Annotated in this window: 24 protein-coding genes; 10 read left to right on the top strand and 14 right to left on the bottom strand. The window is 65.3% G+C overall.

The features are described from left to right. Positions 1-111: 111 nt before the first annotated feature. The 3 genes from copD to CAG41_RS19515 are packed head-to-tail and all read right to left on the bottom strand — an operon-like array spanning position 112 to position 1,807. A complete protein-coding gene (gene copD / locus CAG41_RS19525; protein ID WP_085707353.1) occupies positions 112-960 on the bottom strand; it encodes a copper homeostasis membrane protein CopD in 849 nt (282 codons plus the stop codon). 3 nt (positions 961-963) lie between these two features. Next, a complete protein-coding gene (gene copC / locus CAG41_RS19520; protein WP_085632595.1) occupies positions 964-1,323 on the bottom strand; it encodes a copper homeostasis periplasmic binding protein CopC in 360 nt (119 codons plus the stop codon). Between the two features lie 49 nt (positions 1,324-1,372). After that, positions 1,373-1,807, bottom strand: coding sequence for a GNAT family N-acetyltransferase (locus CAG41_RS19515; protein ID WP_085583425.1), 435 nt, complete (start codon positions 1,805-1,807; stop codon positions 1,373-1,375). A 147-nt stretch (positions 1,808-1,954) separates the two neighbouring features. On the opposite strand from CAG41_RS19515, the gene CAG41_RS19510 reads away from it, so the two are divergent. Beyond that, positions 1,955-2,575: a TetR/AcrR family transcriptional regulator gene (locus tag CAG41_RS19510; protein WP_085583427.1), complete on the top strand. Its 621-nt coding sequence runs from the start codon at positions 1,955-1,957 to the stop codon at positions 2,573-2,575. A gap of 119 nt (positions 2,576-2,694) precedes the next feature. Here the strand turns inward: CAG41_RS19510 and preA are convergent, their stop codons facing one another. The 3 genes from preA to hydA all read right to left on the bottom strand — a co-directional run bounded on the left by preA (position 2,695) and on the right by hydA (position 6,958). After that, entirely contained in the window at positions 2,695-3,969 is a 1,275-nt protein-coding gene (preA, locus tag CAG41_RS19505) for an NAD-dependent dihydropyrimidine dehydrogenase subunit PreA (protein WP_085583429.1), read from the bottom strand. Further along, entirely contained in the window at positions 3,970-5,337 is a 1,368-nt protein-coding gene (locus CAG41_RS19500) for an NAD(P)-dependent oxidoreductase (RefSeq protein WP_085694066.1), read from the bottom strand. A 181-nt stretch (positions 5,338-5,518) separates the two neighbouring features. Continuing rightward, on the bottom strand, positions 5,519-6,958 hold the full coding sequence (gene hydA, locus CAG41_RS19495; protein WP_085707352.1) for a dihydropyrimidinase: 1,440 nt from the start codon (positions 6,956-6,958) through the stop codon (positions 5,519-5,521). A 624-nt stretch (positions 6,959-7,582) separates the two neighbouring features. Between hydA and CAG41_RS19490 the strand changes: the two genes are divergently transcribed. The 5 genes from CAG41_RS19490 (at position 7,583) to sigJ (ending at position 12,159) form a co-directional block, all read left to right on the top strand. Further along, the gene (locus CAG41_RS19490) at positions 7,583-9,067 is read left to right on the top strand and encodes an NCS1 family nucleobase:cation symporter-1 (RefSeq protein ID WP_085707351.1); all 1,485 of its coding nucleotides are present in this window, start codon (positions 7,583-7,585) and stop codon (positions 9,065-9,067) included. Positions 9,068-9,223: 156 nt separating this feature from the next. After that, on the top strand, positions 9,224-10,507 hold the full coding sequence (locus CAG41_RS19485; protein WP_085583437.1) for a Zn-dependent hydrolase: 1,284 nt from the start codon (positions 9,224-9,226) through the stop codon (positions 10,505-10,507). 76 nt (positions 10,508-10,583) lie between these two features. Next, complete coding sequence (locus tag CAG41_RS19480) at positions 10,584-10,787, top strand: hypothetical protein (RefSeq protein ID WP_085707350.1); 204 nt, start codon at positions 10,584-10,586, stop codon at positions 10,785-10,787. Between the two features lie 40 nt (positions 10,788-10,827). Then, positions 10,828-11,262, top strand: a complete 435-nt coding sequence (locus CAG41_RS19475) for a carboxymuconolactone decarboxylase family protein (RefSeq protein WP_085583439.1) — start codon at positions 10,828-10,830, stop codon at positions 11,260-11,262. A 3-nt stretch (positions 11,263-11,265) separates the two neighbouring features. Continuing rightward, positions 11,266-12,159 (top strand): RNA polymerase sigma factor SigJ, encoded by an 894-nt coding sequence (gene sigJ, locus CAG41_RS19470; RefSeq protein ID WP_085583441.1) that lies wholly within the window; start codon positions 11,266-11,268, stop codon positions 12,157-12,159. 91 nt (positions 12,160-12,250) lie between these two features. Here sigJ and CAG41_RS19465 read toward each other — a convergent pair whose 3' ends face one another. Beyond that, positions 12,251-12,460, bottom strand: coding sequence for a hypothetical protein (locus tag CAG41_RS19465; protein WP_085583443.1), 210 nt, complete (start codon positions 12,458-12,460; stop codon positions 12,251-12,253). A gap of 165 nt (positions 12,461-12,625) precedes the next feature. Here CAG41_RS19465 and CAG41_RS19460 point away from each other — a divergent pair, with 165 nt between their 5' ends. From CAG41_RS19460 to CAG41_RS28650, 3 genes are all read left to right on the top strand, one after another. Then, positions 12,626-14,122, top strand: coding sequence for a helix-turn-helix transcriptional regulator (locus tag CAG41_RS19460; RefSeq protein WP_085707349.1), 1,497 nt, complete (start codon positions 12,626-12,628; stop codon positions 14,120-14,122). Positions 14,123-14,289: 167 nt separating this feature from the next. Continuing rightward, the gene (locus tag CAG41_RS19455) at positions 14,290-14,544 is read left to right on the top strand and encodes a DUF1652 domain-containing protein (RefSeq protein WP_085583447.1); all 255 of its coding nucleotides are present in this window, start codon (positions 14,290-14,292) and stop codon (positions 14,542-14,544) included. A 204-nt stretch (positions 14,545-14,748) separates the two neighbouring features. Then, positions 14,749-14,919, top strand: coding sequence for a hypothetical protein (locus CAG41_RS28650; RefSeq protein WP_170930025.1), 171 nt, complete (start codon positions 14,749-14,751; stop codon positions 14,917-14,919). 357 nt (positions 14,920-15,276) lie between these two features. Here the strand turns inward: CAG41_RS28650 and CAG41_RS19450 are convergent, their stop codons facing one another. Then, positions 15,277-16,044, bottom strand: coding sequence for an SDR family oxidoreductase (locus CAG41_RS19450; protein WP_085583449.1), 768 nt, complete (start codon positions 16,042-16,044; stop codon positions 15,277-15,279). Between the two features lie 36 nt (positions 16,045-16,080). Next, positions 16,081-17,148 carry a phosphotransferase family protein gene (locus tag CAG41_RS19445; protein WP_085583451.1) on the bottom strand — a complete coding sequence of 356 codons (1,068 nt, stop codon included), beginning with the start codon at positions 17,146-17,148 and terminating at the stop codon, positions 16,081-16,083. 190 nt (positions 17,149-17,338) lie between these two features. Between CAG41_RS19445 and CAG41_RS19440 the strand changes: the two genes are divergently transcribed. Further along, complete coding sequence (locus CAG41_RS19440; RefSeq protein WP_085583453.1) at positions 17,339-17,734, top strand: DUF4280 domain-containing protein; 396 nt, start codon at positions 17,339-17,341, stop codon at positions 17,732-17,734. A gap of 151 nt (positions 17,735-17,885) precedes the next feature. On the opposite strand, the gene CAG41_RS19435 is transcribed toward CAG41_RS19440, so the two are convergent. From CAG41_RS19435 to tssH, 5 genes are all read right to left on the bottom strand, one after another. Then, complete coding sequence (locus CAG41_RS19435) at positions 17,886-18,428, bottom strand: toxin-antitoxin system YwqK family antitoxin (RefSeq protein ID WP_085707348.1); 543 nt, start codon at positions 18,426-18,428, stop codon at positions 17,886-17,888. A 12-nt stretch (positions 18,429-18,440) separates the two neighbouring features. Beyond that, a complete protein-coding gene (gene tssI / locus CAG41_RS19430; RefSeq protein WP_085639896.1) occupies positions 18,441-20,450 on the bottom strand; it encodes a type VI secretion system tip protein VgrG in 2,010 nt (669 codons plus the stop codon). A gap of 64 nt (positions 20,451-20,514) precedes the next feature. Continuing rightward, positions 20,515-21,795 (bottom strand): endonuclease/exonuclease/phosphatase family protein, encoded by a 1,281-nt coding sequence (locus CAG41_RS19425; protein WP_085632607.1) that lies wholly within the window; start codon positions 21,793-21,795, stop codon positions 20,515-20,517. 52 nt (positions 21,796-21,847) lie between these two features. Beyond that, positions 21,848-23,368 carry a hypothetical protein gene (locus CAG41_RS19420; protein WP_085583461.1) on the bottom strand — a complete coding sequence of 507 codons (1,521 nt, stop codon included), beginning with the start codon at positions 23,366-23,368 and terminating at the stop codon, positions 21,848-21,850. Positions 23,369-23,422: 54 nt separating this feature from the next. Beyond that, positions 23,423-25,963, bottom strand: a complete 2,541-nt coding sequence (tssH, locus tag CAG41_RS19415; protein WP_085639890.1) for a type VI secretion system ATPase TssH — start codon at positions 25,961-25,963, stop codon at positions 23,423-23,425. Position 25,964: the final 1 nt, after the last annotated feature.

Below are 25,964 nucleotides of genomic sequence, written 5' to 3'. Positions count from 1 at the left end.
GATTGCGGTCTGTCAGTTGCATTAATGCCGGCAGGCCCACCGCTATCGCGAGCAAGCTCGCTCCCACAGGTTTTGTGGCATTCGCAACAGAGGTGAGCGCCCGCTGAGGCTTCAGGCGGCGATCATCGGCGGCAGGGTGCCGAGCAGCGACACCGCCGCCACTGCGCCGATCCCCAGCAGCCATTCCAGCGTCACGCTGCGCCTGAGGGCAGCGGCGCGCCGTTCGCAGTCCTTGATCCGCAGGCGGTTGAACAGCGCCAGCCCGAGCATGCCGAGCACCAGCAGCGCCTTGATCAGCAGGATCAGGGCGAAGCCCGTGAACAGCGGCGTCGGCCACCACTGGCCGGTCAGCGCCCGCACGTTGATCAGGCCGGTGACCAGCAACCCCGCCACCAACCCGTAGCCGATGCCGCTGAAGCTACGCAGCACCGGCGCGATGGCGATTTGCGGCCGGCGCAGGACCCTCACCAGCACCCGCAATCCGCCGAGCCAGGCGCCGACGCAGGTCAGGTGGACGATCTGGTTGAGGATCAGCAGTTGCCCGTGCCAGCCGTCGAACATGGCGCCGTGGCCGACCGGCGCCAGCGTCGCCAGCAGCAGGGCGGCGAGGCCCTGGCGCAACGGCCGGCGCGTGCGCCAGGGCGTGAACAGCAGCATCAGCAGCAGGGCGTTGAGCAACAGGTGCCAGCGCCAGACCTGGCCGAAGAACGTCTGCTGCGACACCAGCGCCAACGTCTGCGGATCGAACGCCGCCGCCAGCGAACCGGCCATGCTTGCGGTGACCAGCAACGCCCAGACGACGCCGCTGACCAGGGCCACGGCCGCCAACCAGCGGCTGGAGCGAAGGTCCGCGTCTGTCGCATCAGCCTTGAGCAGCAGCGGCCGGAACAGCCAGGCCCCGAACAGCGTCAGCACCACGGTGAAATGCAGGAACCGGCACAGCACCAACGCTTCGGCCATGGACTATTGGCCGACCTTGAACTGATAGGCGCCTTCGCTGTTGTGCGTGTCGACCGACACCGCGTGCCATTCGACCTTGTACTTGCCGGCGGTCAGCGGCGCCTCGGGGGTGACGATCAAGGTCTTCTTGTCATCTTCGGTGGTCAGCGGCTTGACCGTCACCGGCGCGCCGTCGCGGGTGATCGTGACCTTGGTGAACGTGGTCTCGACGCCTTCGGAAAACTTAAGGCGCAGTTCCGTCGGCGCGGCGACGGTGCTGTCGGCGGCCGGCACCTGGGATTTGAGGTGGGCGTGGGCGAACGCCTGGGAAACGGTCAACGACGCCAGCAGGGCGCCGGCGGTCAGCAGGGTTTTCATCGGCATGGGGCAGTTCCCTTTCAGTGAAGTCGCGGGGCTGAGTATAGAGCGCGCCTCAGTCGGCCTTCAGGCGCATGTGTATGACCGGAAACGGTCGGCCTTCGCCGTCGGTCTCCGAGCGGCCGATGTCTTCGAAACCGTAGTGCCGGTAGAAGCCGTGGGCCTGGGGATTCTGTTCGTTGACGTCGACCTTCAGCCGCGGGCGCCGGACATGGTCGAGCAGGCGGCGGCCGATGCCCTGGCCGCGCTGCGCCGGGTCGATGAACAGCATCTGCACGGTGTCCGCATCGGTCGCGATGAAGCCGGCCGGGCTGCGGTCGGGGTTCTCGAACACCCACACGTCGAGGGCCGGCAGGTAGGTGTCGCGCACCAGCGGGAACAGCCGCTGGATGTCGTCTTCGGGCAGGAAGGCGTGGGTGGCGCGCACCGAGCGTTCCCACAGGGCGGCGAGGGCGGGATCGTCCGCAGCGATGCGCTGGCGAATGTTCACGGGCAGGATCCTTCAGCGGATGACGGGGAGAAGGGGGGCGATCCTAAACCAGATGAGCCGGCCTGTGTGTGAAGAATCGTGCCTGGCTGTCGCCCGCTGCCCAGAGCGGATGCTAGTCTTCAACAACGTTGTCGACAGGGAGCCCTCATGGGCAATCACAAGATCGGAATCCGCCGCAGTAACGTCGAGAAGATCCTGTTGGCGGCGGAAAAGGTGTTCGCCGAAAAAGGCTTCGGCGGCACGGCCATGGCCGACATCGCCGCCGAAGTGCAACTGCCGCGCTCCAACCTGCATTACTACTTCAGCACCAAGGGCGAGCTGTACAGCGCGGTGCTGCTGGATCTGCTGGACGTGTGGAAGCAGGACGCGCTGTGCTTCGAGATGTTCGACGACCCGCGCGTGGTGCTCAGCAGCTACATCCGCGCCAAGATGAACCACTCGCGCAGCCGCCCCTACGGCTCCAAGGTGTGGGCCAACGAGATCATCCACGGCGCGCCGACCCTGGGCGAGGCGCTGGACGCCAGCCTGTACGACTGGGCGAAGATGAAGGAAGCCAAGATCCGCCAATGGGTGGAGGACAAGCGCATCCTCCCGGTGGAACCGTCGAGCCTGCTGTACATGATCTGGGCCTCGACCCAGCACTACGCCGACTTCGACCATCAGGTGAACATTCTCAACGAGCACCAGCCGCTGTCGGACATGCAGTTCGAGCGGGCGGTGCAGACGGTGACCGGGGTGATCCTGCGGGGGATCGGGCTGGAGCCCTGAGCCCTGAGCCTTGAGCCTTGAGGTGCCGGGGCGGGCCTCATCGCCAGCAGGCTGGCTCCCACAGGAAGAATGTGGGAGCCAGCCTGCTGGCGATGGCGCCGGTTCAGGCGCCGCCGCCCTCAAGGGCTGACATGGTAGGGATTGCGCGGATCATGGTTCCAGTCCAGGAACGGCTTGCCGGACTCCACCGGCACCATCTCGATGCAGTCCTGCACCGGGCAGGTGATCTGGCACAGGTTGCAGCCCACGCATTCCTCATCGATCACTTCATAGGTGTGCGTGCCGTCCGCCTGGCGCAGGCTGGCGATGGCCTGGTGCGAGGTGTCCTCGCAGGCGATGTGGCAGCGCCCGCAGCCGATGCACGCCTCTTGGTCGATCTTCGCGATCACCTGGTAGTTGATGTCCAGGTACTTCCAGTCGGTGGTGTTGCCCACCGCCCGCCCGGAGAAATCCGCAAGGCTGGCGTAGCCCTGACTGTCCATCCAGCGTGACAGCCCGTCCTTCATCTCCTCGACGATGCGGAACCCGTGCAGCATCGCCGCCGTGCACACCTGCACCGCGCCGCTGCCCAGGGCGATGAACTCCGCCGCGTCGCGCCAACTGCCGATGCCGCCGATGCCGCAGATCGGTAAGCCATGGGTCTGCGGGTCGCGGGCGATTTCCGCCACCATGTTCAGCGCGATCGGTTTGACCGCCGAGCCGCAGTAGCCGCCGTGGGTGCTTTTGCTGCCGACGGTGGGCAGGGCGACCATGTGCTCCAGGTCGACGCTGGTGATGGAGTTGATGGTGTTGATCAGCGACACCGCATCGGCGCCGCCCCGGTGCGCGGCGCGGGCGGCGACGCGGATGTCGGTGATGTTGGGCGTCAGCTTGACGATCACCGGCAGCGAACAGTAGGTCTTGCACCAGCGCGTCACCTGCTCGACGTACTCCGGCACCTGGCCGACCGCCGCGCCCATGCCGCGCTCGGGCATGCCGTGGGGGCAGCCGAAGTTGAGCTCGATGCCGTCGGCGCCGGTGGCCTCCACCAGCGGCAGGATGCGTTTCCACGATTCCTCCACGCACGGCACCATCAGCGAAACGATCAGCGCCCGGTCCGGCCAGTCCTTCTTCACCTGGGTGATTTCCCGCAGGTTGATTTCCAGCGAGCGGTCGGTGATCAGCTCGATGTTGTTGATGCCCAGCACCTCGCGGTTGGCCCCGTAGTGGGCCGAGTAGCGCGAGGACACGTTGACCGCCGCCGGGTCCTCGCCCAGGGTTTTCCAGACCACGCCGCCCCAGCCGGCCTCGAAGGCGCGCACCACGTTGTAGGCCTTGTCGGTCGGCGGCGCGGAGGCGAGCCAGAACGGGTTGGGGGCTTTGATGCCGGCGAAGACAATCGAGAGATCGGCCATTTACGCAGCCTCCACGTTGAGCGTCAGTTGGGCATTGATGGCCTCGGCGGCCCGTTTGCCGTGCTGCACCGCCTGCACGGTCAGGTCCTGGTCGAGGCTGGTGCAGTCGCCGCCGGCGTAGACGCCGGGAATGCTGGTCTGCAGGTGCTCGTCCACCTGGATCCGCTCGCCTTGGCGCTTGAGTTCGCGGGCCAGCGGGTCGGCGAGGGCGGCGCCGTCGAACGCCTGGCCGATGGCCTTGAAGATCGCGTCGGCGGCCAGCTCGAAGGTTTCGCCGGTGGTCTGCAAACGGCCCTCCACCAGATGGGTGCGGGCGAAGCGCATGCCGCGCACGTGGCCTTGGCCGTCCAGCAGCACTTCCTCCGGTTGGGCCCAGGTCAGCAGCCGCACCTGGTTGGCCTTGGCGATGTCCTGTTCGTGGCCGGTGGCGCCCATGTCCGCCGCGCCACGGCGGTACACCAGGTTGACGTCGCGGGCGCCGAGGCGAGCCATCTGCACGGCCATGTCGATGGCGGTGTTGCCGGCACCCAGCACGATGCAGCGCTCGGCCAGGGGCAGTTGGGTGAGGTCGTCGGCCTGGCGCAGTTCGCGGATGTAGTCGGTGGCGGCGAGCAGGCCGGGGGCGTCTTCGTGGGGCAGGCCCAGCTGCTTGCTGGCGTTGAGGCCCAGGCCGAGGAACACCGCGTCGAACTGCTGGTGCAGTTCGCTGAGGGTGAGGTGGTCGCCGAGCCTTTGGCCGTGGCGGATTTCGATGCCGCCGATCTGCAGCAGGAACTCCAGTTCCTTCTGCGCGTAGTCGTCCACCAGCTTGTACTTGGCGATCCCGTATTCGTTGAGTCCGCCAGCCTTTTCCCGTGCCTCGAAAATCACCACGTCATGGCCGTGCATGGCGCTGCGGTGGGCGCAGGACAGCCCGGCGGGGCCGGCGCCGACCACGGCGATGCGCTTGCCGGTGCTGGCCGCCCGCCGGAACGGGTGTTCGGTGAAGTGCGCATTGTCCACGGCATAGCGCTGCAGCAGGCCGATCAGCACCGGCGCGCACTCGTGGGCGTTGTTGCGCACGCAGGCTTGCTGGCAGAGGATTTCGGTCGGGCACACCCGCGCGCAACTGCCGCCGAGGATGTTGGCCGACAGGATCTTCTGCGCGGCGCCGGGCACGTTGTCCTGGTGGATGTTGCGGATGAACGAGGGAATGTCGATTTCGCTCGGGCATGCGTTGACGCACGGGGCGTCGTAGCAGTACAGGCAGCGCGAGGCTTCCAGGTGCGCCTGGCGGTCGTTGAGCGGCGGCGCCAGGTCGGTGAAATGGCCGGCCAGGGCGGTGGCGCTTTCGTGCGGGTGCGGGAGGTGGTTCAGGGACTCGATCACGGTGGTGTGCCTCACGGTTATTTGAGGTTCTCTGCCTCTGTCGGGCAGTGGTTTTGTGGTGCTTGAAAGGGCCCCATCGCTGGCAAGCCAGCTCCCACAGGTTCTTGGGTGAACACAATCGTTGTGTGCGACTGCAATCACTGTGGGAGCTGGCTTGCCAGCGATAGGTCGAAGGCCGATTTCAGCGTTTCACGGCAGTGGGCTTGTGCTGCTCGGCCCGCTTGCTCAGCAGGTCGAACACCGCCGGGTACGCCGGCCGCTCGATGTAGCGCCCGGCCCCGCGTTCGGCGCGCAGGTCGCCGTCGGCCCAGACCACCCGGCCCTGGCTGATGGTGTGGCTGGGCACGCCGCGCACGGTCTTGCCTTCGAAGATGTTGAAGTCCACCTGCTGATGGTGGGTCTTGGCGGAGATGGTGCGGGTGCCTTCGGGATCCCACAGCACCAGGTCGGCATCGGCGCCGACCCGGATCGCGCCCTTGCGCGGGTAGAGGTTGAAGATCTTGGCGGTGTGGGTGGAGGTGAGGGCGACGAAGGCCTGCATCGACAGGCGCCCGGTGTTCACCCCTTCGTCCCACAGCACCGCCATGCGGTCTTCGATGCCGGCGGTGCCGTTGGGGATCTTGCTGAAATCGTCGCGCCCGGCGGCTTTCTGCTCGGCGCAGAAGCAGCAGTGGTCGGTGGCGGTGGTGTGCAGGTTGCCCGATTGCAGGCCGTGCCACAGCGCCTCCTGATGCCCGCGCGGGCGGAACGGCGGGCTCATCACGTAGCCGGCGGCGGTCTGCCAGTCCGGGTGACGGTAGACGCTGTCGTCCAGCAGCAGGTGCCCGGCCAGCACTTCGCCGTAGACCGGCTGGCCCTTGCCGCGGGCGTAGGTGATTTCGTCCAGCGCTTCCTTAGTCGAGACGTGCACCAGGTACAGCGGCGTGCCGAGGGTCTCGGCGATGCGGATGGCCCGGCTTGCGGCTTCGCCTTCGACCTGGGAGGGGCGCGATAGCGGATGCGCCTCGGGGCCGGTGATGCCCTGGGCCACCAGCTTGCGTTGCAGGTGATAGACCAGTTCACCGTTCTCCGCGTGCACGGTGGGCACGGCGCCGAGTTCCAGGCAGCGTTCGAAGCTCGCCACTAGGGTGTCGTCGGCGGCCATGATCGCGTTCTTGTAGGCCATGAAATGCTTGAAGCTGTTGACCCCGTGGTGGTGCACCAGCTCGGCCATTTCCTCGCGCACCTGCTCGCTCCACCAGGTGATCGCGACGTGGAAACCGTAGTCGGACGCAGACTTTTCGGCCCAGCCACGCCACTGGTGGAAGGCTTCGAGCAGCGATTGCTGCGGATTGGGAATCACGAAGTCGATGATCGACGTGGTGCCGCCGGCGAGCCCCGCCGCCGTGCCGCTGTAGAAGTCCTCGCTGGCCACGGTGCCCATGAAGGGCAGTTGCATGTGGGTGTGCGGATCGATGCCGCCGGGCATCAGGTATTGCCCGCTGCCGTCGAGCACTTCGGCGCCGGCCGGAACATCGAGGTGTTCACCGATGGCCTTGATCACGCCGTCGGCGCAATACACATCGGCGCGGTAACTTTCATCATGGGTGACAACGGTGGCGCCACGGATCAACAGAGACATTCCGGATTCCTCGCAGGCATGACCGGCTTGTGCCGGTTCTAGGTGTTTTTATCGTTGGCCAGCGCTGAGTGAATGAATCTTGTCAGGGCTGTCAGGAATAGACGCTAGTCGCAGATATGAGATTGGGCAAGATTATTTTTCATAAGCTTATAAGTTGAATAACTTGTTGATTTAGAAGAATAAAAAACAGAAATCACCAAAATGGTGAGGCCCTTCACCATTTTGACGCGCTTGACAGGATGCAAATATGGTCAAGATTTCCTATGTGAAATCAGCCGCTTGAAACCGGGCGGAAAGCGATGCGCCATAACGAAAATAAATGTGATGCACCAAGTTGAGTCCTGACAGTTCGGACAACTTGCCCGGCATTCGGCCTGAGTGCCCGGACAACTTTCCAAGGACTTTGCGAACATAAAATTAAACTGATGGATATCAGTGGCTTGACCCGTTGCAAAGGCACCGCCCGAGCGTCCTGCGCAGAACCCGGCACGCAATTTGATGCCGTCGCTGACGCCTTGGCCGGTGCGTGAACGTTGTCGATTCCTCCGGCCATCGTCCGGCCCGCACCTTCGTGCGCAGCCGCCTGATGAGCAAAAAAATAATCAGAAGAACAGTGGAGCGGCCATGCAACAGAACAGATCGCAAGTGACCGAGCGCGACGGCTTGTTCGAACTCGACGCCGGCAGCGACGTCCTCGACAGTCCCCGTTACAACCACGACATGGCGCCCACCCGGGTGCGTGAACGCACCTGGAACAAGTGGCACATCACCGCGCTGTGGATCGGCATGTCGATCTGCGTGCCGACCTACACCCTGGGCGGCGTACTGACCGCCTATTTCGGGCTGACGGTCGGCGAGGCGCTGCTGGCGATCCTGTTGGCCAACGTCATCGTGCTCATTCCCCTGACCCTCAACGCCTTCGCCGGCACCAAGTACGGCATTCCGTTCCCGGTGCTGCTGCGGTCGTCGTTCGGGATCCTCGGCTCCAACGTACCGTGCCTGATCCGGGCGCTGGTGGCGTGCGGCTGGTTCGGCATCCAGACGATGTTCGGCGGGTTGGCGATCCACTTGTTTCTCGGCTCGGTCTTCGAGGGCTGGAAGTCCCTCGGCAGTACGGGGGAGGTGATCGGTTTCATGGTGTTCTGGGCGCTCAACCTGTGGGTGGTGATCCGCGGCGCCGAATCGATCAAGTGGCTGGAGACCCTGTCCGCGCCGCTGCTGGTGGCGGTGGGGCTGGGGCTGTTGGTGTGGGCGATGCCCAACGTGTCGATGACGGAATTGCTGGCCATCCCGCCGAAACGCCCCGAGGGCGCCAGCGTGGTCGGTTACTTCGCGGCAGGCCTGACGGCGATGGTCGGCTTCTGGGCCACGCTGTCGCTGAACATCCCCGATTTCAGCCGCTACGCCAGAAGCCAGAAGGACCAGATCCTGGGGCAGATCTTCGGCCTGCCGCTGACCATGTTCCTGTTCGCCGCGTTGGGCGTGGTGATGACCGCCGCGTCAGTGAAGCTGGTGGGGGTGACCGTGTCCGACCCGGTCAGCCTGATCGGCCACATCCAGAGCCCGGCGTGGGTCGCGGTGGCCATGGCGCTGATCATCATCGCCACGCTGTCGACCAACACCGCCGCCAACATCGTTTCGCCCACCAACGACTTCCAGAACATCGCCCCGCGGATCATCGACCGTACCAAGGCGGTGCTGCTGACCGGTCTGGTGGGGCTGCTGCTGATGGGCCATGAACTGCTCAAGAAGCTCGGCCTGATTGTGTCCGACGTCAGCCTGGAGACCGTGTACTCGAACTGGCTGCTGGGCTACTCCAGCCTGCTGGGGCCCATCGCCGGGATCATGGTGGTGGACTATTTCCTGATCAAGAAACAGCGCCTGGACCTGGCCGGCCTGTACCGCGACGACGTGTACCCGGCCTGGAACACGGCGGGGTTCATCGCCTTCGGCGTGCCGGTGGCGCTGACCCTGCTGTCGCTGGGCAGCGATGCCTTCAACTGGTTCTACAGCTATGGCTGGTTCACCGGCTCGGCGTTGGGCGGGTTGATCTATTACGGGCTGTGCGTGTTGCGCACGCAGCCTGCGGCCGTGAAAACGGCGGTGTAGCGGCCGGCCCCTTCGCGGGCAAGCCCGCTCCCACAGGGTTTGGGTCGGACACAGCATCGGTGTGCGACTTCATTCCCTGTGGGAGCCAGCCTGCTGGCGATGGCGGCCCGACAGACACCGCAGAAACATCCATAAGAACTGCCTGAGGAGATCCCCATGAACGCAGCCGTCGACGTCCTGCAATCGACCCTTCAGCACATCAACCGCGACCGTCTGTGGCAGTCGCTCATGGAACTGGCCAAGCTCGGCGCCACGGTCAAGGGCGGTGTCTGTCGCCTGGCCCTGACCGACCTCGACCGCCAGGCCCGCGACCTGTTCGTGCAATGGTGCCGGGACGCCGGCTGCAGCGTCAGCATCGACGAGGTCGGCAACATCTTCGCCCGGCGCCCGGGCCGCAACCCGGACCTGCCGCCAGTGATGACCGGCAGCCACATCGACACCCAGCCCACCGGCGGCAAGTTCGACGGCTGCTTCGGCGTGCTGGCCGGCGTCGAGGTGCTGCGCACCTTAAACGACCTCGGCGTGGAGACCGAAGCGCCGCTGGAAGTGGTGGTGTGGACCAACGAAGAAGGCTCGCGCTTCGCCCCGTGCATGATGGGCTCCGGGGTGTTCGCTGAAAAATTCACCCTGGCCGAAACCCTGGCCAAGGTCGACGCCGACGGCATCACGGTCGGCGAGGCGCTCAACGCCATCGGCTATGCCGGGCCGCGCAAGGTCAGCGGCCACAAGGTCGGCGCCTATTTCGAGGCGCACATCGAGCAGGGGCCGATCCTTGAGGACGAACGCAAGACCATCGGCGTGGTGCTCGGCGCACTGGGGCAGAAGTGGTTCGACCTCAAGCTGCGCGGTGTCGAGGCCCACGCCGGGCCGACCCCGATGCACCTGCGCAAGGACGCCCTGGTCGGCGCCTCGGTGATCGTCGGCGCGGTCAACCGTGCCGCCCTCGGCCACCAGCCCCACGCCTGCGGCACGGTCGGCTGCCTGCAGGCCTATCCCGGTTCGCGCAACGTGATCCCCGGCGAGGTGCGCATGACCCTGGACTTCCGGCACCTGGAACCGGCGCGCCTGGACTCGATGATCGCCGAAGTGAAGCAAGTCATCGACACCACGTGCGAGGAACACGGCCTGACCTATGAGCTGACCCCGACCGCCGACTTCCCGCCGCTGTACTTCGAAAAGGGCTGCGTCGACGCCGTACGCAGCGCGGCCAAAGGGCTGGGCCTGTCGCACATGGACATCGTCAGCGGCGCCGGCCACGACGCGATCTTCCTCGCCGAACTGGGCCCGGCCGGCATGATCTTCGTGCCGTGCGAGGGCGGCATCAGCCACAACGAAATCGAGAACGCCGCACCGGACGACCTGGCGGCGGGCTGCGCCGTGCTGCTGCGGGCGATGCTGGCGGCTTCGGCGGCGGTGGCCGGGAGGCAGCAGGCGGCCTGAGTCCGACGCCGCAGGCAGCGGGGCCGGGCATCGCGCAGAGATCAGCGGCTGGCTGACGGGGCAGGGCGAGGACTGGTTGCTGAACGTCATCGGTATTCGCGACGGCGAGAGCCGCTTTCTTGCGGATCCGCCGATCAGCCAGGACAAGCTCAGCCGCCTGGTTGCGCTTGACTGGTACGCCGGGGAAGCCGTTCTGCAACCGTTGATCCTGCGCAAGGAGCTGCTGCGGCTGGGGCTCTCAGCGAAATGTCGAGTCTCGTGTCACAAGCCGCGAGGCTGAATCGTCATCCCGTTGAATCCCTCAAACACGGAGCAACGCGATGTCGTCCAACACTCAAGCGGTCAACCTGCAACACGCCATGCCCCAGGTCTTCGACAGCCTGGCCCAGGTGCATGTCAGCCTCGGCGCGCACGACCTTGCGCCCTCGCTGGTGCACCTGGTTCACTTGCGCGCCTCGCAGATCAACCAATGCGGTTTCTGCGTGAAGATGCACAGCCGCGAAGCGCGGGAGGCCCAGGAAAGCAACGAACGCCTGGACCGCCTGATCGTCTGGCGCCACGTCAGCGATTTCAACGCCGCCGAGCGTGCGGCGCTGGCGTGGACCGAGGCATTGACCGTCCTCGACCCGCACACTGACTACGCCCCTTTGCGCAGCGCCCTGCGCGAGCATTTCAACGACGGGCAGATCGCTGCCTTGACGGGGGAGATCGGCATGATCAACCTGTGGAACCGTTTGCAGGTGTCGAGGCACTGACCGATGAATCTCGCTGAGGACAGCGTTGCCACCTTTCAGGCGCGGCGGCCGTTTCTGCTCGGCCTGGCCTACCGCATCCTCGGCTCCCGCGCGGAGGCCGAGGATGCGGTCCAGGAACTGTTCATCAAATGGATGGAGGCCGACCGGGCCTCCATCGCCACCCCGGCGGCCTGGCTGACCACCGCCTGCACCCGCCATTGCATCGATGCGCTGCGTTCGGCGCAGCGCTCGCGGGTCGATTACGTCGGCACCTGGCTGCCCGAGCCGATCCACACCACCCACCATGAGTCGCCCGAGCACATGCATGAGTTGGCCTCGTCGCTGTCCACGGCGTTCCTGCTGATGCTCGAACGGTTGAGCCCGAAGGAGCGTGCGGCCTACCTGCTCCATGACATCTTCGATTTCGACTATCCGCAGGTCGCCGCGACCCTGGGCATCCAGGAACCGGCCTGCCGCAAACTGGTGTCCCGCGCCAAGGTGCGGATCGGCGACGGGCAGGGCCGCTACCGGCCGGAGCCCGAACGCCAGTCGCAACTGCTCGATGCCTTTGAGGCCGCCATCGCCGGCGGTTCGACCGTGTCGCTCAGCGCCCTGCTGAGCGAAGACGTCGAACTGTGCGCCGACAGCGGCGGCAAAGCGTCGGCGATCCGCCAGACCCTGTTCGGCAGATCGGATGTGCTGGACTTCGTCGGGCAGTCGCTGCATGCCTACTGGCAGGCGCAGGAATGGCTGCCGGTGGAGATCAACGGAGCGAAGGGCGTGCTGATCAAGGCGCAGGGCGAAGTCACGGCGGCCATGACGTTCGGCTTCGACGGGGGCGGGCGGGTGAACCGGATCTACATCATGCGCAACCCCGACAAACTGGCGGGGCTCGGGGAAGGTTTCAGCGTCATTTGACCTGTGGGAGCGAGCTGCTCGCGATGGCGGTCTGTCAGTCACTTGTTGTGGTGGCTCAGGTTCGCCATCGCGGGCAGGTTCGCGCCTGCCGTCATTCGACCTTATCGGTCTGGCCCGCCGACTGCTTGCGCCGGTCCTTGCCGTTGGGGTTGCCGGTGTCCAGCAACCGTCGTTCGATCATCACGGTCTGCAGCGCCAGGCGCTCGGCCGGCGCCATCTGGTGCTCGCGTTTCTTGAGCTCCAGCAGGATCGGGGTGGACCAGGTGCGGTAGACCTGTTCGGCGGTGTTGTCGCTCGTCATCTGTCTCTCCTTGATCAGGTGCTTGCGGGTCGCTGAGTCGTTAACGTTAGTCGAGAATTCCTTGCGGGGCTAACGACCGGACGGGCGGAGCGGGGCGCACCTCGCCCGCACGTTCCGGGACGGGCGTGGTCACAACCCTCACACCCCCTAACCTGTGGAGGGCCGATGAGCCGAGATGTCCTGATCAGCGAAACCAACCGCCGCCAGCTGCAGCAGATCATTGCGGGCCTGTCCGACGGCGTGATCCTGATGGAGCCCGACCGGAGCATCCGCTGGGCCAACGAAGCGGCGCTGGCGATGCATGGCGTCGACCGCGTCGAGGCGTTGGGCAAGGATGCCGAAGACTATGCCGGGCGGTTCAGCCTGCGCTACCGCAACAACCATCCTTTGACCCTTGAGCAATACCCGCTCAATCGGGTGGCGGCGGGCGAGTCGTTCAGCGATGTGCTGGTGGAGGCCAGAGCCGCCGGTGATGATGAGCGCACTTGGGTGCACAGTGTGCGCAGCCTGGTGCTGACCGACCGTGACGGCGAACCCGAGTCGCTGGTGCTGATCATGAGCGACGTCACCGATTGGGCCAACGCCGAGCAGCGCTTCGAGAAGACCTTCCATGCCAACCCGGCGCCGGCGGTGATCTGCCGGCTCAGTGACCTGCGCTACATCAAGGTCAATCCGGGCTTCCTGGAAATGACCGGCTACAGCCGCGACCAGGTGATCGGTGCGTCGACCTACGAGCTGGACATTCTTGAGCAGGCCGAACGCAAGGACCTGGCGATCCAGCGCCTGCGCGAGGTGGCGACCATCCCGCAGATGCAGGCCGAGCTTCGGCTACCCGACGGCGGCAGCAAGCAGGTGATCGTGGCCGGCCAGCCGCTGCAGCTCAACGATGAGGACTGCATGCTCTTTTCCTTCGTCGACATGGAGCTGCGGCACAAGGCCGAGCTGGCGCTGCGCGAGAGCGAGGAGCGGTTCGCCAAGGCTTTCCGCCTGACGCCGGTGCCGATCCTGGTGTGCAGCGCCGACGAGCAGCGGGTGATCGATGTCAATCAGGCGTTCCTCGATGCCTTGGCCTATGGCGACGACGAGGTGATCGGCAAGACCGTTGCGCAACTGGATTTCATCGCCGACCCGGCGAGCCGGGCACGGCTGATGACGGCCCTGGAGAAGGCGGGCCGGGTCGACCGCGTCGAGGTGCAGGTGCGCAAGAAGGACGCTGAGCTGCTGGAGTGCGCGGTGTCCGCCGACACCGTCAACATCCACGACCGGCCCTGCTACCTGCTGGTGCTGATGGACATCACCGAGCGCAAGCGCACCGAGCTGGAACTGGTGGCGGCGATCGAGGAGGTGATGAAGGACGCCTCGTGGTTCAGCCGCACGCTGATCGAGAAACTGGCCAATGTGAAGAAGATCAACGCACCGCAGTTGCCGGGCGTTGCGTTCACCGACCTCACGGCCCGGGAGCGCGATGTGCTGGGGCTGATCTGCGAGGGCCTGGCCGACAAGGAGATCGCCGCGCGGCTGAAGCTGGCACCGAACACGGTGCGCAACCATGTGGCGACGGTGTATTCCAAGCTCGACGTGCACAGCCGCAGCGAGGCCATCGTCTGGGCCCGGGAGCGGGGGCTGTTTTCCGCCGGGTGGGGCAACCGGGGCCAGCGGTAAGGTGCAAATGCACTAGTGGAGGCGGTGCAAATTCGGGTTCTTGCCCGCCGGGTCGATTCTTAAGCTGGCGGGGCGCCTGTCGTGTGCGCCCCTGAGAACCGCTGAAGGATCCGCCCCATGAACCATTCTCCCTTCATCACCGCAAGCTCCCCCACAAGGCGCTTGCTATGATCACGCTGGCCCAGCTGCGGGCCCGGCTTGAGCACAGCTTTTCGCCCTTGGCCTGCGCCTGCACGGTGGACGGCGAGCACTCGCTGACGGTGAAGCTCTATCACCCGGTCTCCGGGCAAGTGGATCTGGTGATCAGCGGCCTGAGCGTCGATGCCTTGCGCACGCCCGAGGCGGTGGCGGCGCTGGTCGAGGAGCTGCGTTACGAGTTGCAGTGCAATTCCCTCGACGCGTCGGATCCGGGGCTGGCCTGACGCGGAATCGACAGCCCGCCCGGCTGCGCGGCGCCGTTTCACTGGCGCTTGCGGGTGGCTGAGCTATAAAGAATGAGTGGTGGGTTTCCCGTGGCCGGGTGGATCAACGCGCAGCGGCGGGAATTGAGTCATCCATTCATCGCGGGCCAACCTATGAACAGACTTGGGAAACGCGTGCTTGAACCCTTGCCGTGGATTTTCGCCATGGCCCTTCTCGGCGGCTGCGCCAGCCCTCCGCCACCTCCACCGGCCCTACCGCCGCCAGAGCCGGTGCGCACCTGCCAGACCCTGGAAAACACCGACGTGTCCGGCGACATGTACGCCGACGGCCAAGTGACCCGACACACCACCACGACCCGCTGCGTCACCCAGTGACATTGCGGTGTGCAGGGCTCCTGCGAACACCTGAGATCCCCTGTGGGAGCCAGCCTGCTGGCGATGGCGGTGGGTCAGCCACCAGAGAGGTCGGCAGTGCCGGCCAAATCGCTGGCAAGTCGAATCGTCGCACCGCAGCTCCCACAGTTTTTGGTGGTGAGCATGATTCTTGGGAACACCCGGGATACCTGTGGGAGCTGGCTTGCCAGCGATAGCGGTGGATCAGGCACTAGAGATGTCGGCAGTGCCGGCCTCATCGCCAGCCTGCTGGCGATGGCGGCGGGTCAGGCAACAGAGATGTCGGCAGTGCCGGCCTCATCGCCAGCAGGCTGGCTCCTACAGTTTTTTGGGCTGGGATCAGGACAGGAAACCGCCGTCCACATTCAGCGAAACGCCGGTGGTGTAGCTCGACGCGTCGCTGGCCAGGTACAGCACGGCGCCGGCCATTTCGCTCGGGTCGGCCACGCGCTTGAGCGGGATCTGCGCCAGGGCGGTCTTGAGGATGGCGTCGTTCTTGACCAGCGCCGAGGCGAACTTGGTGTCGGTCAGGCCCGGCAGCAGCGCGTTGCAGCGGATGCCGAACTGCGCGCATTCCTTGGCGAACACCTTGGTCATGTTGATCACGGCGGCCTTGGTCACCGAGTAGATGCCCTGGAAGATGCCCGGCGAAACGCCGTTGATCGAGGCGACGTTGATGATGCTGCCGCCGCCGTTCTCGCGCATCAGCTTGCCGGCCTCCACGGACATGAAGAAGTAGCCGCGGATGTTCACGTCCACGGTCTTCTGGAAGGCGCCGAGGTCGGTGTCCAGCACGTTGCAGAACTGCGGGTTGGTCGCGGCGTTGTTGACCAGGATGTCCAGGCGTCCGAACTGTTCCTTGATCCCGGCGAACACCTGGCTGATCTGCTCCATTTCGCCGATGTGGCAGGCGATGGCGGTGGCCTTGCCGCCGGCGGCGATGATCGCGTCGGCGACGTGCTGGCAGCCTTCGAGCTTGCGGCTCGAGACGATCACGTGGGCGCCTTGCTGGGCCAGCAGTTTGGCGATGGCTTCACCGATGCCGCGGCTGGCGCCGGAGACGAAAGCGATCTTGCCGTCGAGGTCGAACAACTGAGTCTTGGACATGGGGTTTCCTTGGGCAATGGGGCTCGGGCGTTGAGCTCAGAGGCTGGATTTCGAAATGACCTGCAGGCTCATCTGCTCCAGCAGCTTGTTCATGTGGATGAACTGCGCGAAGCGTTTGTCCTGGGTCTGGCCGTGGTAGAAGCGGTAGTAGATCTGCTGCACGATGCCGGCCAGGCGGAACAGGCCGTAGGTGTAGTAGAAGTCGAAGTTGTCGATGGCGATCCCGGCGCGCTCGGCGTAGTAGTCGACGAACTCGCGGCGGGTCAGCATGCCCGGCGCGTGGCTCGGCTGGCGGCGCATCAGTTGCACCGGCGCCGGGTCGTCGGCCTGGATCCAGTAGGCGAGGGTGTTGCCCAGGTCCATCAGCGGGTCGCCCAGGGTGGTCAGCTCCCAGTCCAGCACGCCGATGATCTGCATCGGGTTGTCCGGGTCGAGGATCACGTTGTCGAAGCGGTAGTCGTTGTGGACGATGCTGGAGGTCGGGTGGTCGGCCGGCATCTTGTCGTTGAGCCAGGCCTTGACCGCTTCCCAGTGCGGCGCGTCCGGGGTCAGGGCCTTTTCGTAGCGCTCGCTCCAGCCTTTGATCTGGCGGGCGACGTAGCCTTCGGGCTTGCCCAGGTCGGCCAGGCCGCAGGCCTTGTAGTCGACCCGGTGCAGCTCGACGAACTTGTCGATGAAGCTCTTGCACAGGGCTTCGGTCTTCTGCGCATCCAGGCCCAGTTCCGGCGGCAGGTCGGAGCGCAGGATGATGCCCTTGACCCGTTCCATCACGTAGAACTCGGCGCCCATCACCGATTCGTCGGTGCAGTGCACATAGGCCTTGGGGCAGTACGGGAAACCGTCGCGCAGCTGGTTGAGGATGCGGAATTCGCGGCCCATGTCGTGGGCGGACTTGGCCTTGTGGCCGAACGGCGGACGGCGCAGGACGAACTCCTGCTCCGGGTACTCCAGAAGGTAAGTCAGGTTCGATGCGCCACCGGGGAACTGACTGATCCGCGGAGTGCCGGTCAGGCCCGGAATGTGCGCCTTGAGGTACGGGTCGATCAGGCCGGCGTCGAGTTCTTCGCCGGAGCGGATACGGGTGGACTGGTCAGTAAGCGCCATGCTTATCCCTTCTGCTTATTTTGGAGGCCAGACATCATTGGCTAATCTAATGGCGTGCCGGACGGGTCACAAGGGCGCGCCGGTCTTATAGGTTAGCGTGTTGGCGGATAATCACCCTCGGGAATGTGCGCCCGGCGGCGCGGCAGGCTAAGGTTTAGCGGGTCTGCGGCTTTGGGCAAGGAGCTTTGAGATGGGCTGTCCGCAAGTCTGTGCCGGCGCCACGCTGCAATGCAGTTTCGGCGCCGCGCCGTCAGCGCTCAACGTGCTGCCGGTCAACCGCACGCTGACCGGCGGGATGCCGGCGGCGAACATCATGGATCACATTCCGCTGGTCAACATCCTGCCGTTCGGCATGTGCATGAGCATGGCTAATCCGATGGTGGCCGCCGCCACAGCGGCGGCGCTGGGGGTGCTGACGCCGATGCCGTGCATTCCCGCCACCGCCACGCCGTGGATCCCCGGCGGCGCGCCGACCTTGCTGCTGGGCGGCATGCCGGCCATCGACGCCAACAGCACGCTGATGTGCAACTGGGCGGGGGTGATCAAGATCGCGATGCCGGGGCAGGTGCAGATGCTCATCCCCTGAGGCCTTGCGCCGCAGGGACCGGCCCCATCGCCAGCAGGCTGGCTCCCACAATGGAGAGCCATTGACCAGCAGTCCCTTGCGAAAGCCAGCCACCATTCCCTTGTGGGAGCCAGCCTGCTGGCGATGAGGCCCGTCCTGGCGACCGGTGCCCTCAGGCCTGCTGCGGATCCGTCCAGCGCCTGAACCACCAGCGCACCCGCGAGATCGGCTTGCCGTCGGCGTCCAGTGGCCGGCCGTCGTCGGCGAACGCCTGTTCCGGTTCCACCAGTTGCCCGTTCAGGTAGCGCGCCTGAACCGCCGGTTTGCCGTTGGGATGGAACCGCTGATAGCGCCCCTCCCGCACGCCGTCGCGGTAGAACTCGGCCTCGGCCAACTGCCCGTCGGGAAAGAAGTTCGATGCCTCGCCGTGCAGCAAGCCGCGCCGGTAAGTGGCCTTGCGCTGCAGCCAGCCTTCGGGGGCGTAGAAACTGGCGACCCCTTGCAGCTTGTCGCGCACGAACGGCAACTGCGCCGAGACCTTGCCGTTGGGGTGATAGAGCAGGGACGTGCCTTGCAGCTCGCCCTGGCTGTAGTTGAGGTTCGCCTGGGCCCGGCCGTCGTCCTTGATCTGCAACGCACCGTCGAGCTGCCCGTCCTGCAGGCGGCCCTTGAGGTGCCTGTCGTCCTGCTGCACATCCAGCGGTGTGATCGCCATGCCTTTCCCCCGTCAGTTGACCTGCACCAGCCCGCCCTTGATGGTCAGCATGCCGCCGCCGTCCACGGTCTGCGACGCGGCGCCCTTGTTGGTCAGGCTGATGCCGGCGTCGTTGGTCAGCGTAGTCCCGGCCTTGTTGTCCAGCGAGGTGCCGGCCTGGTTGGCCAGTGACGTGCCGGCCTTCTGGCTGATCGACGTACTCGCCTGGACCGCCAGGTCGGCGCCGCTCTTGATCGTGAAACTGCCGCCGCTCTGCAGGGTGAGGGTGCCGCTGACCTTGATGGTCAGGTTGCCGTCCACTGTCAGGCTGTAGTCGCCGGTGACCTTGTCGGTGTAGTTGCCGCCGGTGCTGTGGTTCTGGTCGGCGCCGACCTTCACGGTGCGGCTGTCCTTCACGTCGAGCGAGTCGCTGCCGGTCTGGATGGTCACGCTGCGCTTGCCCTTTTCCAGGGTCACGGTTTCGTCGCCGTCCTTGACCGTGCGGGTGCGGGCGTTCTGCACCGTGAGGGTCTCGTCGTGGCCGACGGTGGCGGTGGTGTCGTTGAGCACGTTGACCTTCAGATCCTTCTGCGCTTGCAGGAACACTTCCTCGGCGTCTTTCTTGTCCTCGAAGCGCAATTCGTTGAAACCGCCGCCGCCCTTGGACGACTGGGTCTTGATGCCCGACTGGGTCTGGTTGGCGGGCAGGGCGTAAGGCAGGGCGTTGTCGCCGTTGTACACGCAGCCGGTCACCAGCGGCCGGTCCGGATCGCCGTCGATGAAGGTCACGATCACCTCCTGGCCGATGCGCGGCACGAACTGCATGCCGAACCCCTTGCCGCTCCAGGGCAGCACCACGCGCACCCAGCAGGAGCTGGTCTCGTCGTTCTTGCCGTCGCGGTCCCAGGGGAACTGCACCTTGATCCGCCCGTACTCGTCGGTCCAGATCTCCTCGCCGGACTTGCCCACCACCACGGCGGTCTGCGGGTGCATGCGCGGTTTGGCCGTGAGCCGCTGCGGACGGAACGGCGTGGCCTTGGGGATTGCCTCGAAGCGGTTGCGGTAGTCGAGGTGGCTGGCGTCGTGGACGACCCGCGTCACCACCCAATCGACGTTCAGGCTCTCGTCGTCGTGGCCGTCGAGGGTGAACCAGTGTCCCGGCACCAGCCAGCGGCAGTCGCTCTCGCCGACGAAGCGCTTCTCCTCGCTGCGCAGGCCGTCGACCCGCAATTTGGTCAGCGCATCGCCCCGGGCCTTGGCGTTGTAGCCGCCGGGGTGCTCGTACACCGAACGCGGCCCGGCCACGGCCTCGGCCTGGCCGTAGAGCGAGGTGGTGGGTGTGGTGAATTCATAATCGGTCGCCCGGTACACCCCGGCCACGGCCTGCACGCACACTTGGCCGGTGCGGATACCGTGCAGCTCACGCTCGCCCAACTGCTGGCCCAGGTACTTGACCTTCGGCCCGTTGGGGATCTGCACGAAGGCATCGTTGCTGTCGCCCAGCACCAGGGTGTGCTTGCCGTCGTCGTGGGTGAAGAACCAGAAGATCCCTTCCTCCTCCAGCAGGCGCGACACGAAGGCGAAGTCGGTTTCGCCGTACTGCACGCAATACTCGCGGGGCGTGTAGCTGCCGGTCAGCGAGAGCTTGAAGTCGCTGAATCCGTGGGCGTTGAAGATCGTGGTGACGATGTCCGAGGTGCTGAGGTTCTGGAACACCCGGTTGTTGCTGGCCAGGTTCAGCCACCACAGCCACGGGCGCAGCAGCAGTTGGTAGCGTTCGGCGGTGGCGTCGGCCGGCAACTGGCGGATCTCGGCGACCAGGCCGTCGAACGGCCGGCTCTGCGCATCGTTGTGCAGGGTGGTGGTGACGTGGGTGGCGACGGCGCTGCTCAGGGTGAGGGCGGCGCCGTCGTTGAGGCCGTTGAGAATCTGGGAGCCCAGCGCGTTGAGCGCTTCGTCGCCGGACAGCGACTCAGGGAACAGCGCCGACAGCGAAGAGGCGGTGAGGGAGAGGCTGGTGTTGCTGTCGGTGGCGCGGGGCATGGGGGGGCCTGCTGGGGGAAGTCCGGTTCGTGGGTGGCGGTGTCGAGAGGCATGCGGCCCCGACTTACTGGTAATCGATGCCGGTGACGTAAAGCGTGATTGCCGCACCGCTGCCGCCGGGCCCGGAAAACGACGGAAACTCGAGAATGGCCGGCCAGGTGACGCCCGTCTGTTTCTTGTACCGAAAGCTCGCCACCAGGTTGGTGCTGGATGCAACCCGCAGGGTCTTTGCGTTGGCCCAGGCCCAGTAGGTCGCGCCAACCGGCGCTTCCATCACCACCGGTGACGATTTGAACGAACCGAAACGCAGGGTGACGGGCTGCTCCGCCGCGCCGAGCCGATGCCTCAGCGAGGCGCTGAGATGAGGGTCTTCGGCGATGTGAACCAGAAACATGGCCTCTTCGTCGTGTCTCTTGCCGAAATAGAACACGGGGAAATGGTCGCTGCGAATCACCTCGCCATGGCTGATGCGCCTGATGGCCTTGAAGCCGCCGCTGCCGTTCGGCGTGCCTTCGGCATACCCGTCGCATTCGCAGCTCCAGCGATAGGTATCGGTGACGTACGCGTAGTCGAGCACCCGAGCGGCCGCCACGTATTCATCCTCGGTGATGGCCTCGTCCCACTTGAACCGCTTTTGCCAGTGTTCAAGGGTTTGCAAGGGCACATCGATGCCTTGGTCGAAGTCGTACACATACTCGACATTGAGGCGCCAGTCCCGCTGCGCCTGCTGGCGCGTCTTGTTGATGATCTGGATATGGGTGCCCGCGGTGGGGGGGCAGTTGGGTTGCAGGGGCTTGTGGCCCCGGGGATGGATGACCTTGTGGTTCTCGTGGGGCATGGCGTTGAGGTCGCCCCCGAAGAAAATCAGTTCACGGAAACTTTCGCGGTAGTTTTCGACGATGAAGTTGATGGTTTCCGCCGTCAACTCGACGGCCTTGTAGGACGAATTGGCGTGGTAGAACGCCAAGGCGTCGTGGTTGTACCGGTGCCGTATGATGATCGGCGCACGCCGCTCAGAGGCGCCCAGCACGTAGCCGGGCAGCATCTGAAAAGCCCCCGCCAATTCATTCCTGACGAACACCATCGAACCCAACGTGGTGTCGATGCGGATCCCGCCTTCGTTGTCCAGGGCATGCACCAACTGATACCCCTGGGCATTGAGAAGCTTCTCCACGCTCACGTTCGGCGTACCCGTGGTGCCTGTCTCGAAGAGCGCAAGCAGGTCCGGCCTTCTGATGAGCAGCACTTTGATCAGGTAGGCGGCTTTTGCCTGGTAGGCCTCCGATTCCTTTTTGCTCTGGTTGTTGAGGTGCTGCGTGTTCCACATGAGAATTTTGTAGGGCATGACAGAGACCTGTAGTGAGGCGTGTACAGAGAAACAGTCGGTCGTCCGCCGCTCAGAGCATGCGGACCTTCCAGTCATCGATTTGCGTCGCGCCGCCCATGCAGGCACAGAAAGCCTCAAGGATCGTGACCGCATGATGCTCATGCAGAACCGAGCCGGCGGACATCAGGCTGGTGGTGGAGTGGCCGAACAGGGGCGGAGGAAGGTCGGCCCTGTCGCACAACTGCAGGAACCTTTTCTGATTGTCCCTGACCACATCGCTCATGCGCTGTCCGGGGTTCGGCAGTTGCAGCTCGTTCCAGCTCTCGAAGGCGTGATCGCTGCGAAACACATTCATGCCCAGGTGCCGGAGATTGTTTTCCGCCGAGTGGCTGATGCACACGTATTCGTCCGGCAGCCCCAGCATGTGGCCAAACTCATGGCAGATGGTTATCTGTGCCGGGCAGGCCTTCGCGGGGGACGGCGCATCGGTGTCCAGCATGATTTGCCGAACATGTTGGGCGGGGGTCGTGCAGGTCGGATCGGCGGAGGCAATGCTTATTTTTATGTAGCGCTCCGCTGAGCCCATCGGGCCGAACAGGTGACGGATGTTGCGTCGGGCTATTTCCGTTTCCTGGGGGGCAAGCTCGCTGAACAGGTATTCCAGCAGGCTCCCGGTTCTGTTGATGGGGGCTTTGATCTCAACGAGGATCTTGAACCTCTTGTAGTCGGTGCCGGCGATGACCCTTCTGAATTCGGTGGCGAACTCGCGCAGCAGCTTTTTGCCGGCGCGCTCGTCCTGGTCAGCGCCGATGCCGGTGTGGTCGCTCGGGTGATGGGCCGATGAGGAGGAGGCGACCGGGAGGGCGGGCGAGGCTGTGCTGTAGTTCGGAAAGGGAATCTTGTAGCCGGCCACCAGGTTGCCGATGATCTGCTCGCGCTTGAAGCCTGAACCGCTGGGGCCGGACACATCGCTGGTGAACATGGCCCGATGATAGGACGTGCCGGGTGTGCTGCCGGTCTCCAGCACCGTCGCCTGGTTGGAGATGTGTTCGTTCGCATCGATGATCTCGACTTCGTAGTGCGAGCTTTGCAGGTCGGACGCCTCGAGAGCGAATTCGATCTTGATCGGCGGGCCGCTGAAGCGCTTGTGCACGATTTCGAACCGGTTGTTCCAGGTCAGCGGTATGGCTTTCTTGGCCGCTGCGGTGAACTCGCTGAGCACGCCTTTCTTGTGGGCGCTTGGCGCGGCGTCAGTGGTCGACTGAACCTTTCTGAGCAGCTTGCCGGTCAAGGACAGGTGGGTGTTCTGCTCCTCCTCGCTCAAGACCTTGTAGTAGCGGTCATCGTAGGTGGGATGAATCTTCACCGTGATGGAGATGAGGTGCCTTGCCGCGCTGTAGTGAATATCAAAGTTTCCCAGGTTCGTTGAGGGACGGTGAAAGTCTTTGTGCGCATCTCGGGTCACCACGCTGTTCAGATCGCCAGGGTCCTGGTCCACCAGGCTTTGATAGATGCTGTCGGAGTGGCAAACCGGGCAGGTCAGCGTCTGGTGATTGAACTCCGTTTCACAGCTTGCGCATTTGTAACGCATCTGGCTTTCTCCTTGTCCTGGTCAGCAGATCCACTGCAAAACGTGATTCGGCGCTCATTCCAGCGCCCATTCCGCCAACTTCCCCGTCACCTGCGTCATCAACACATTCTCGACATCCCGCGCACCCGCCGCGCTGCATTTGGCGAGCACCGCCTTGACGATTCCGGCATCAAATTCGAACGGTTTGCCGGTCGCGGCCTTATAGCGTCCGCGCAGTTTCTCAAGCTTGGCCAGCACGATCCCTTCCAGCGTCGCTTCGTCCAGCGGCCGGTAGGCGACCACCGTCATGCGCGCCAGGAACGCTGGGCGGAAGGCTTGCAGCAGCACCTTGTGCAGCGCTTCGTTGAAGGCTTCGGAGCCGATCTGCGCGGCGGGCGTGTCGAGCAGCAGCTCTGCGCCGACGTTGCTGGTGGCGAGCATCACGGTGTTCTTGAAGTCCACCACCAGCCCGGTGCCGTCTTCCATCAGGCCCTTGTCGAACACGTTGTAGAACGCCTCCAGCACGTCCGGATGGGCCTTCTCGATCTCATCCAGCAGCACCACCGAATACGGCTTGCGCCGCACGGCCTCGGTGAGCACGCCGCCGCTGCCGTAGCCGACGTAGCCGGGCGGGGCGCCCTTGAGCTGGCTGACGGTGTGGGCTTCCTGGTATTCGGAGAGGTTGATGCTGATCAGGTTGCGCTCGCCGCCGTACAGGGCGTCGGCCAGCGCGTAGGCGGTTTCGGTCTTGCCGACGCCGGTGGGGCCCACCAGCAGGAACACGCCCACCGGTTTCTGCGGATCGGTCAGGCCGGCGCGGTAGGCCTGCAGACGCTGGGCGATGGTGCCGAGCGCGGTGCTCTGGCCCATCACCCGCTGGCCCATGCGCTGACCGAGGGTGCGCACGGCATGGGCCTCGTCGGCGAGCATCTTGCCGACGGGGATGCCGGTCCAGCCGGCGATGACGGCGGCGACGGTCTTGCCGTCGACCTGTTCGGGCACCAGCGGATCGTCCTGGCGGATCGCGTCGAGCCCGGCCTCCAGGCGCAGCAGTTCGGCGGCCAGGTGATCGATGCGGCTGTCGGTGGCTTCGTCGGGCCTGTCGCTGTCGGCGCGTTCGCTCAGGTCGAGCAGTTCGCGGCGGGTGTCGAGCAGTTCGCGCACGGCCACGCGCTCTTCGCTCCAGCGGGTCTCCAGTTCGCGGATCGCCTGGACGTTGGCGGTCGATTCGCTCTCAAGCCCGGTGATGCGTTCGCGGTGGTCCAGGCCCGTGGCTTGCTCGCGGCGCAGGCGTTCGAGCTCTTCCTTGAGGCTTTGCTGACGGTGACGCAGGCTTTCCAGCGGCGGCGGCACGTCGTGCTGGCCGAGGGCGACCCGGGCGCACGCGGTGTCGAGCACGCTGATGGCCTTGTCGGGCAACTGGCGGCCGGAAATGTAGCGGTGCGACAGTTTCACCGCCTCATGGATCGCCGCGTCGAGCACCTGCACGCCGTGGTGCTGCTCCAGTTTGGCGGCCACGCCCCGGAGCATCTCCACGGCGGTGGTTTCGTCCGGCTCCTCCACTTGCACCAACTGGAAGCGGCGGGCGAGGGCCGGATCCTTCTCGAAGTATTTCTTGTATTCCATCCAGGTGGTGGCGGCGAGGGTGCGCAGTTCGCCCCGGGCCAGCGCCGGCTTCAGCAGGTTGGCGGCGTCGCTGCCGCCTTCGGAGCCACCGGCGCCGATCAGGGTGTGGGCTTCGTCGATGAACAGGATGATCGGCTTGTCGGCGCTGCGCACCGCGTCGATCACGCCTTTGAGCCGTTGTTCGAACTCGCCCTTGACCCCGGCCCCGGCCTGCAGCAGGCCGAGGTCGAGCACCCGCAGGCTGACCTCCTGCAAGGACGGCGGCACATCGCCGGCGGCGATGCGCAGGGCCAGGCCTTCGACCACGGCGGTCTTGCCCACGCCCGGCGCGCCCACCAGGATCGGGTTGTTCTGCCGGCGCCGCAGGAGGATGTCGATGCACTGGCGGATCTCGCCGTCGCGGCCGACGATCGGGTCGATGCGTCCGGCGTGGGCGTCGGCGGTCAGGTCCTGGGTGTACAGGTCCAGCACCGAATCCTGCCGGGGAACCGGGCCTGCGTTCGGGACGGTGCGCGGGCCGACGTGCTCGCGGGAGTTCTCTGTCCATTCCAGCAGGTTCGCCCGCAGTGCTTCCTTGGGGATGCGCAGCAAGGACGAGGCGCTGTTGAGCAGCAGGCTGCGGCGTTCGTCGCGGTCGATCAGCGCCAGCAGCAGGAGGCCTGAGCGGATGCTGTCGAGCCCCAGCACGCTGGCCTGCACCACGGCGTCCTCCAGCAGGCCTAGGGTGTGGTTCGACAGGGCCGGGGTGCGGGTGCTGCCGGACTTGAACAGGTCCAGCGCCTTGTTGATTTCCGCCGTCAGGGCGTCGCGCTCCAGGCCGAAGCGCGGCAGCAGGAACGCCAGGTCGCCGCCCTCGATGTCGAGCAGCTCCAGCAGCAGGTGTTCGATCTCGACGAAGTGGTGGCCCCGTTGCAGGCAGCGTTGGGCGGCCCGTTCGAGGGCGCGGCGGTTGTCGGGGTTGAGGCGCCCGATCAGGCTGGCCAGTTCCATC

The organism is Pseudomonas sp. B35(2017), assembly GCF_002113645.1.
GTDB lineage: Bacteria > Pseudomonadota > Gammaproteobacteria > Pseudomonadales > Pseudomonadaceae > Aquipseudomonas > Aquipseudomonas ekonensis.
Note: the sequence above shows the minus strand (reverse complement) of the source record. Positions and strands in the feature narration are given on the sequence as shown.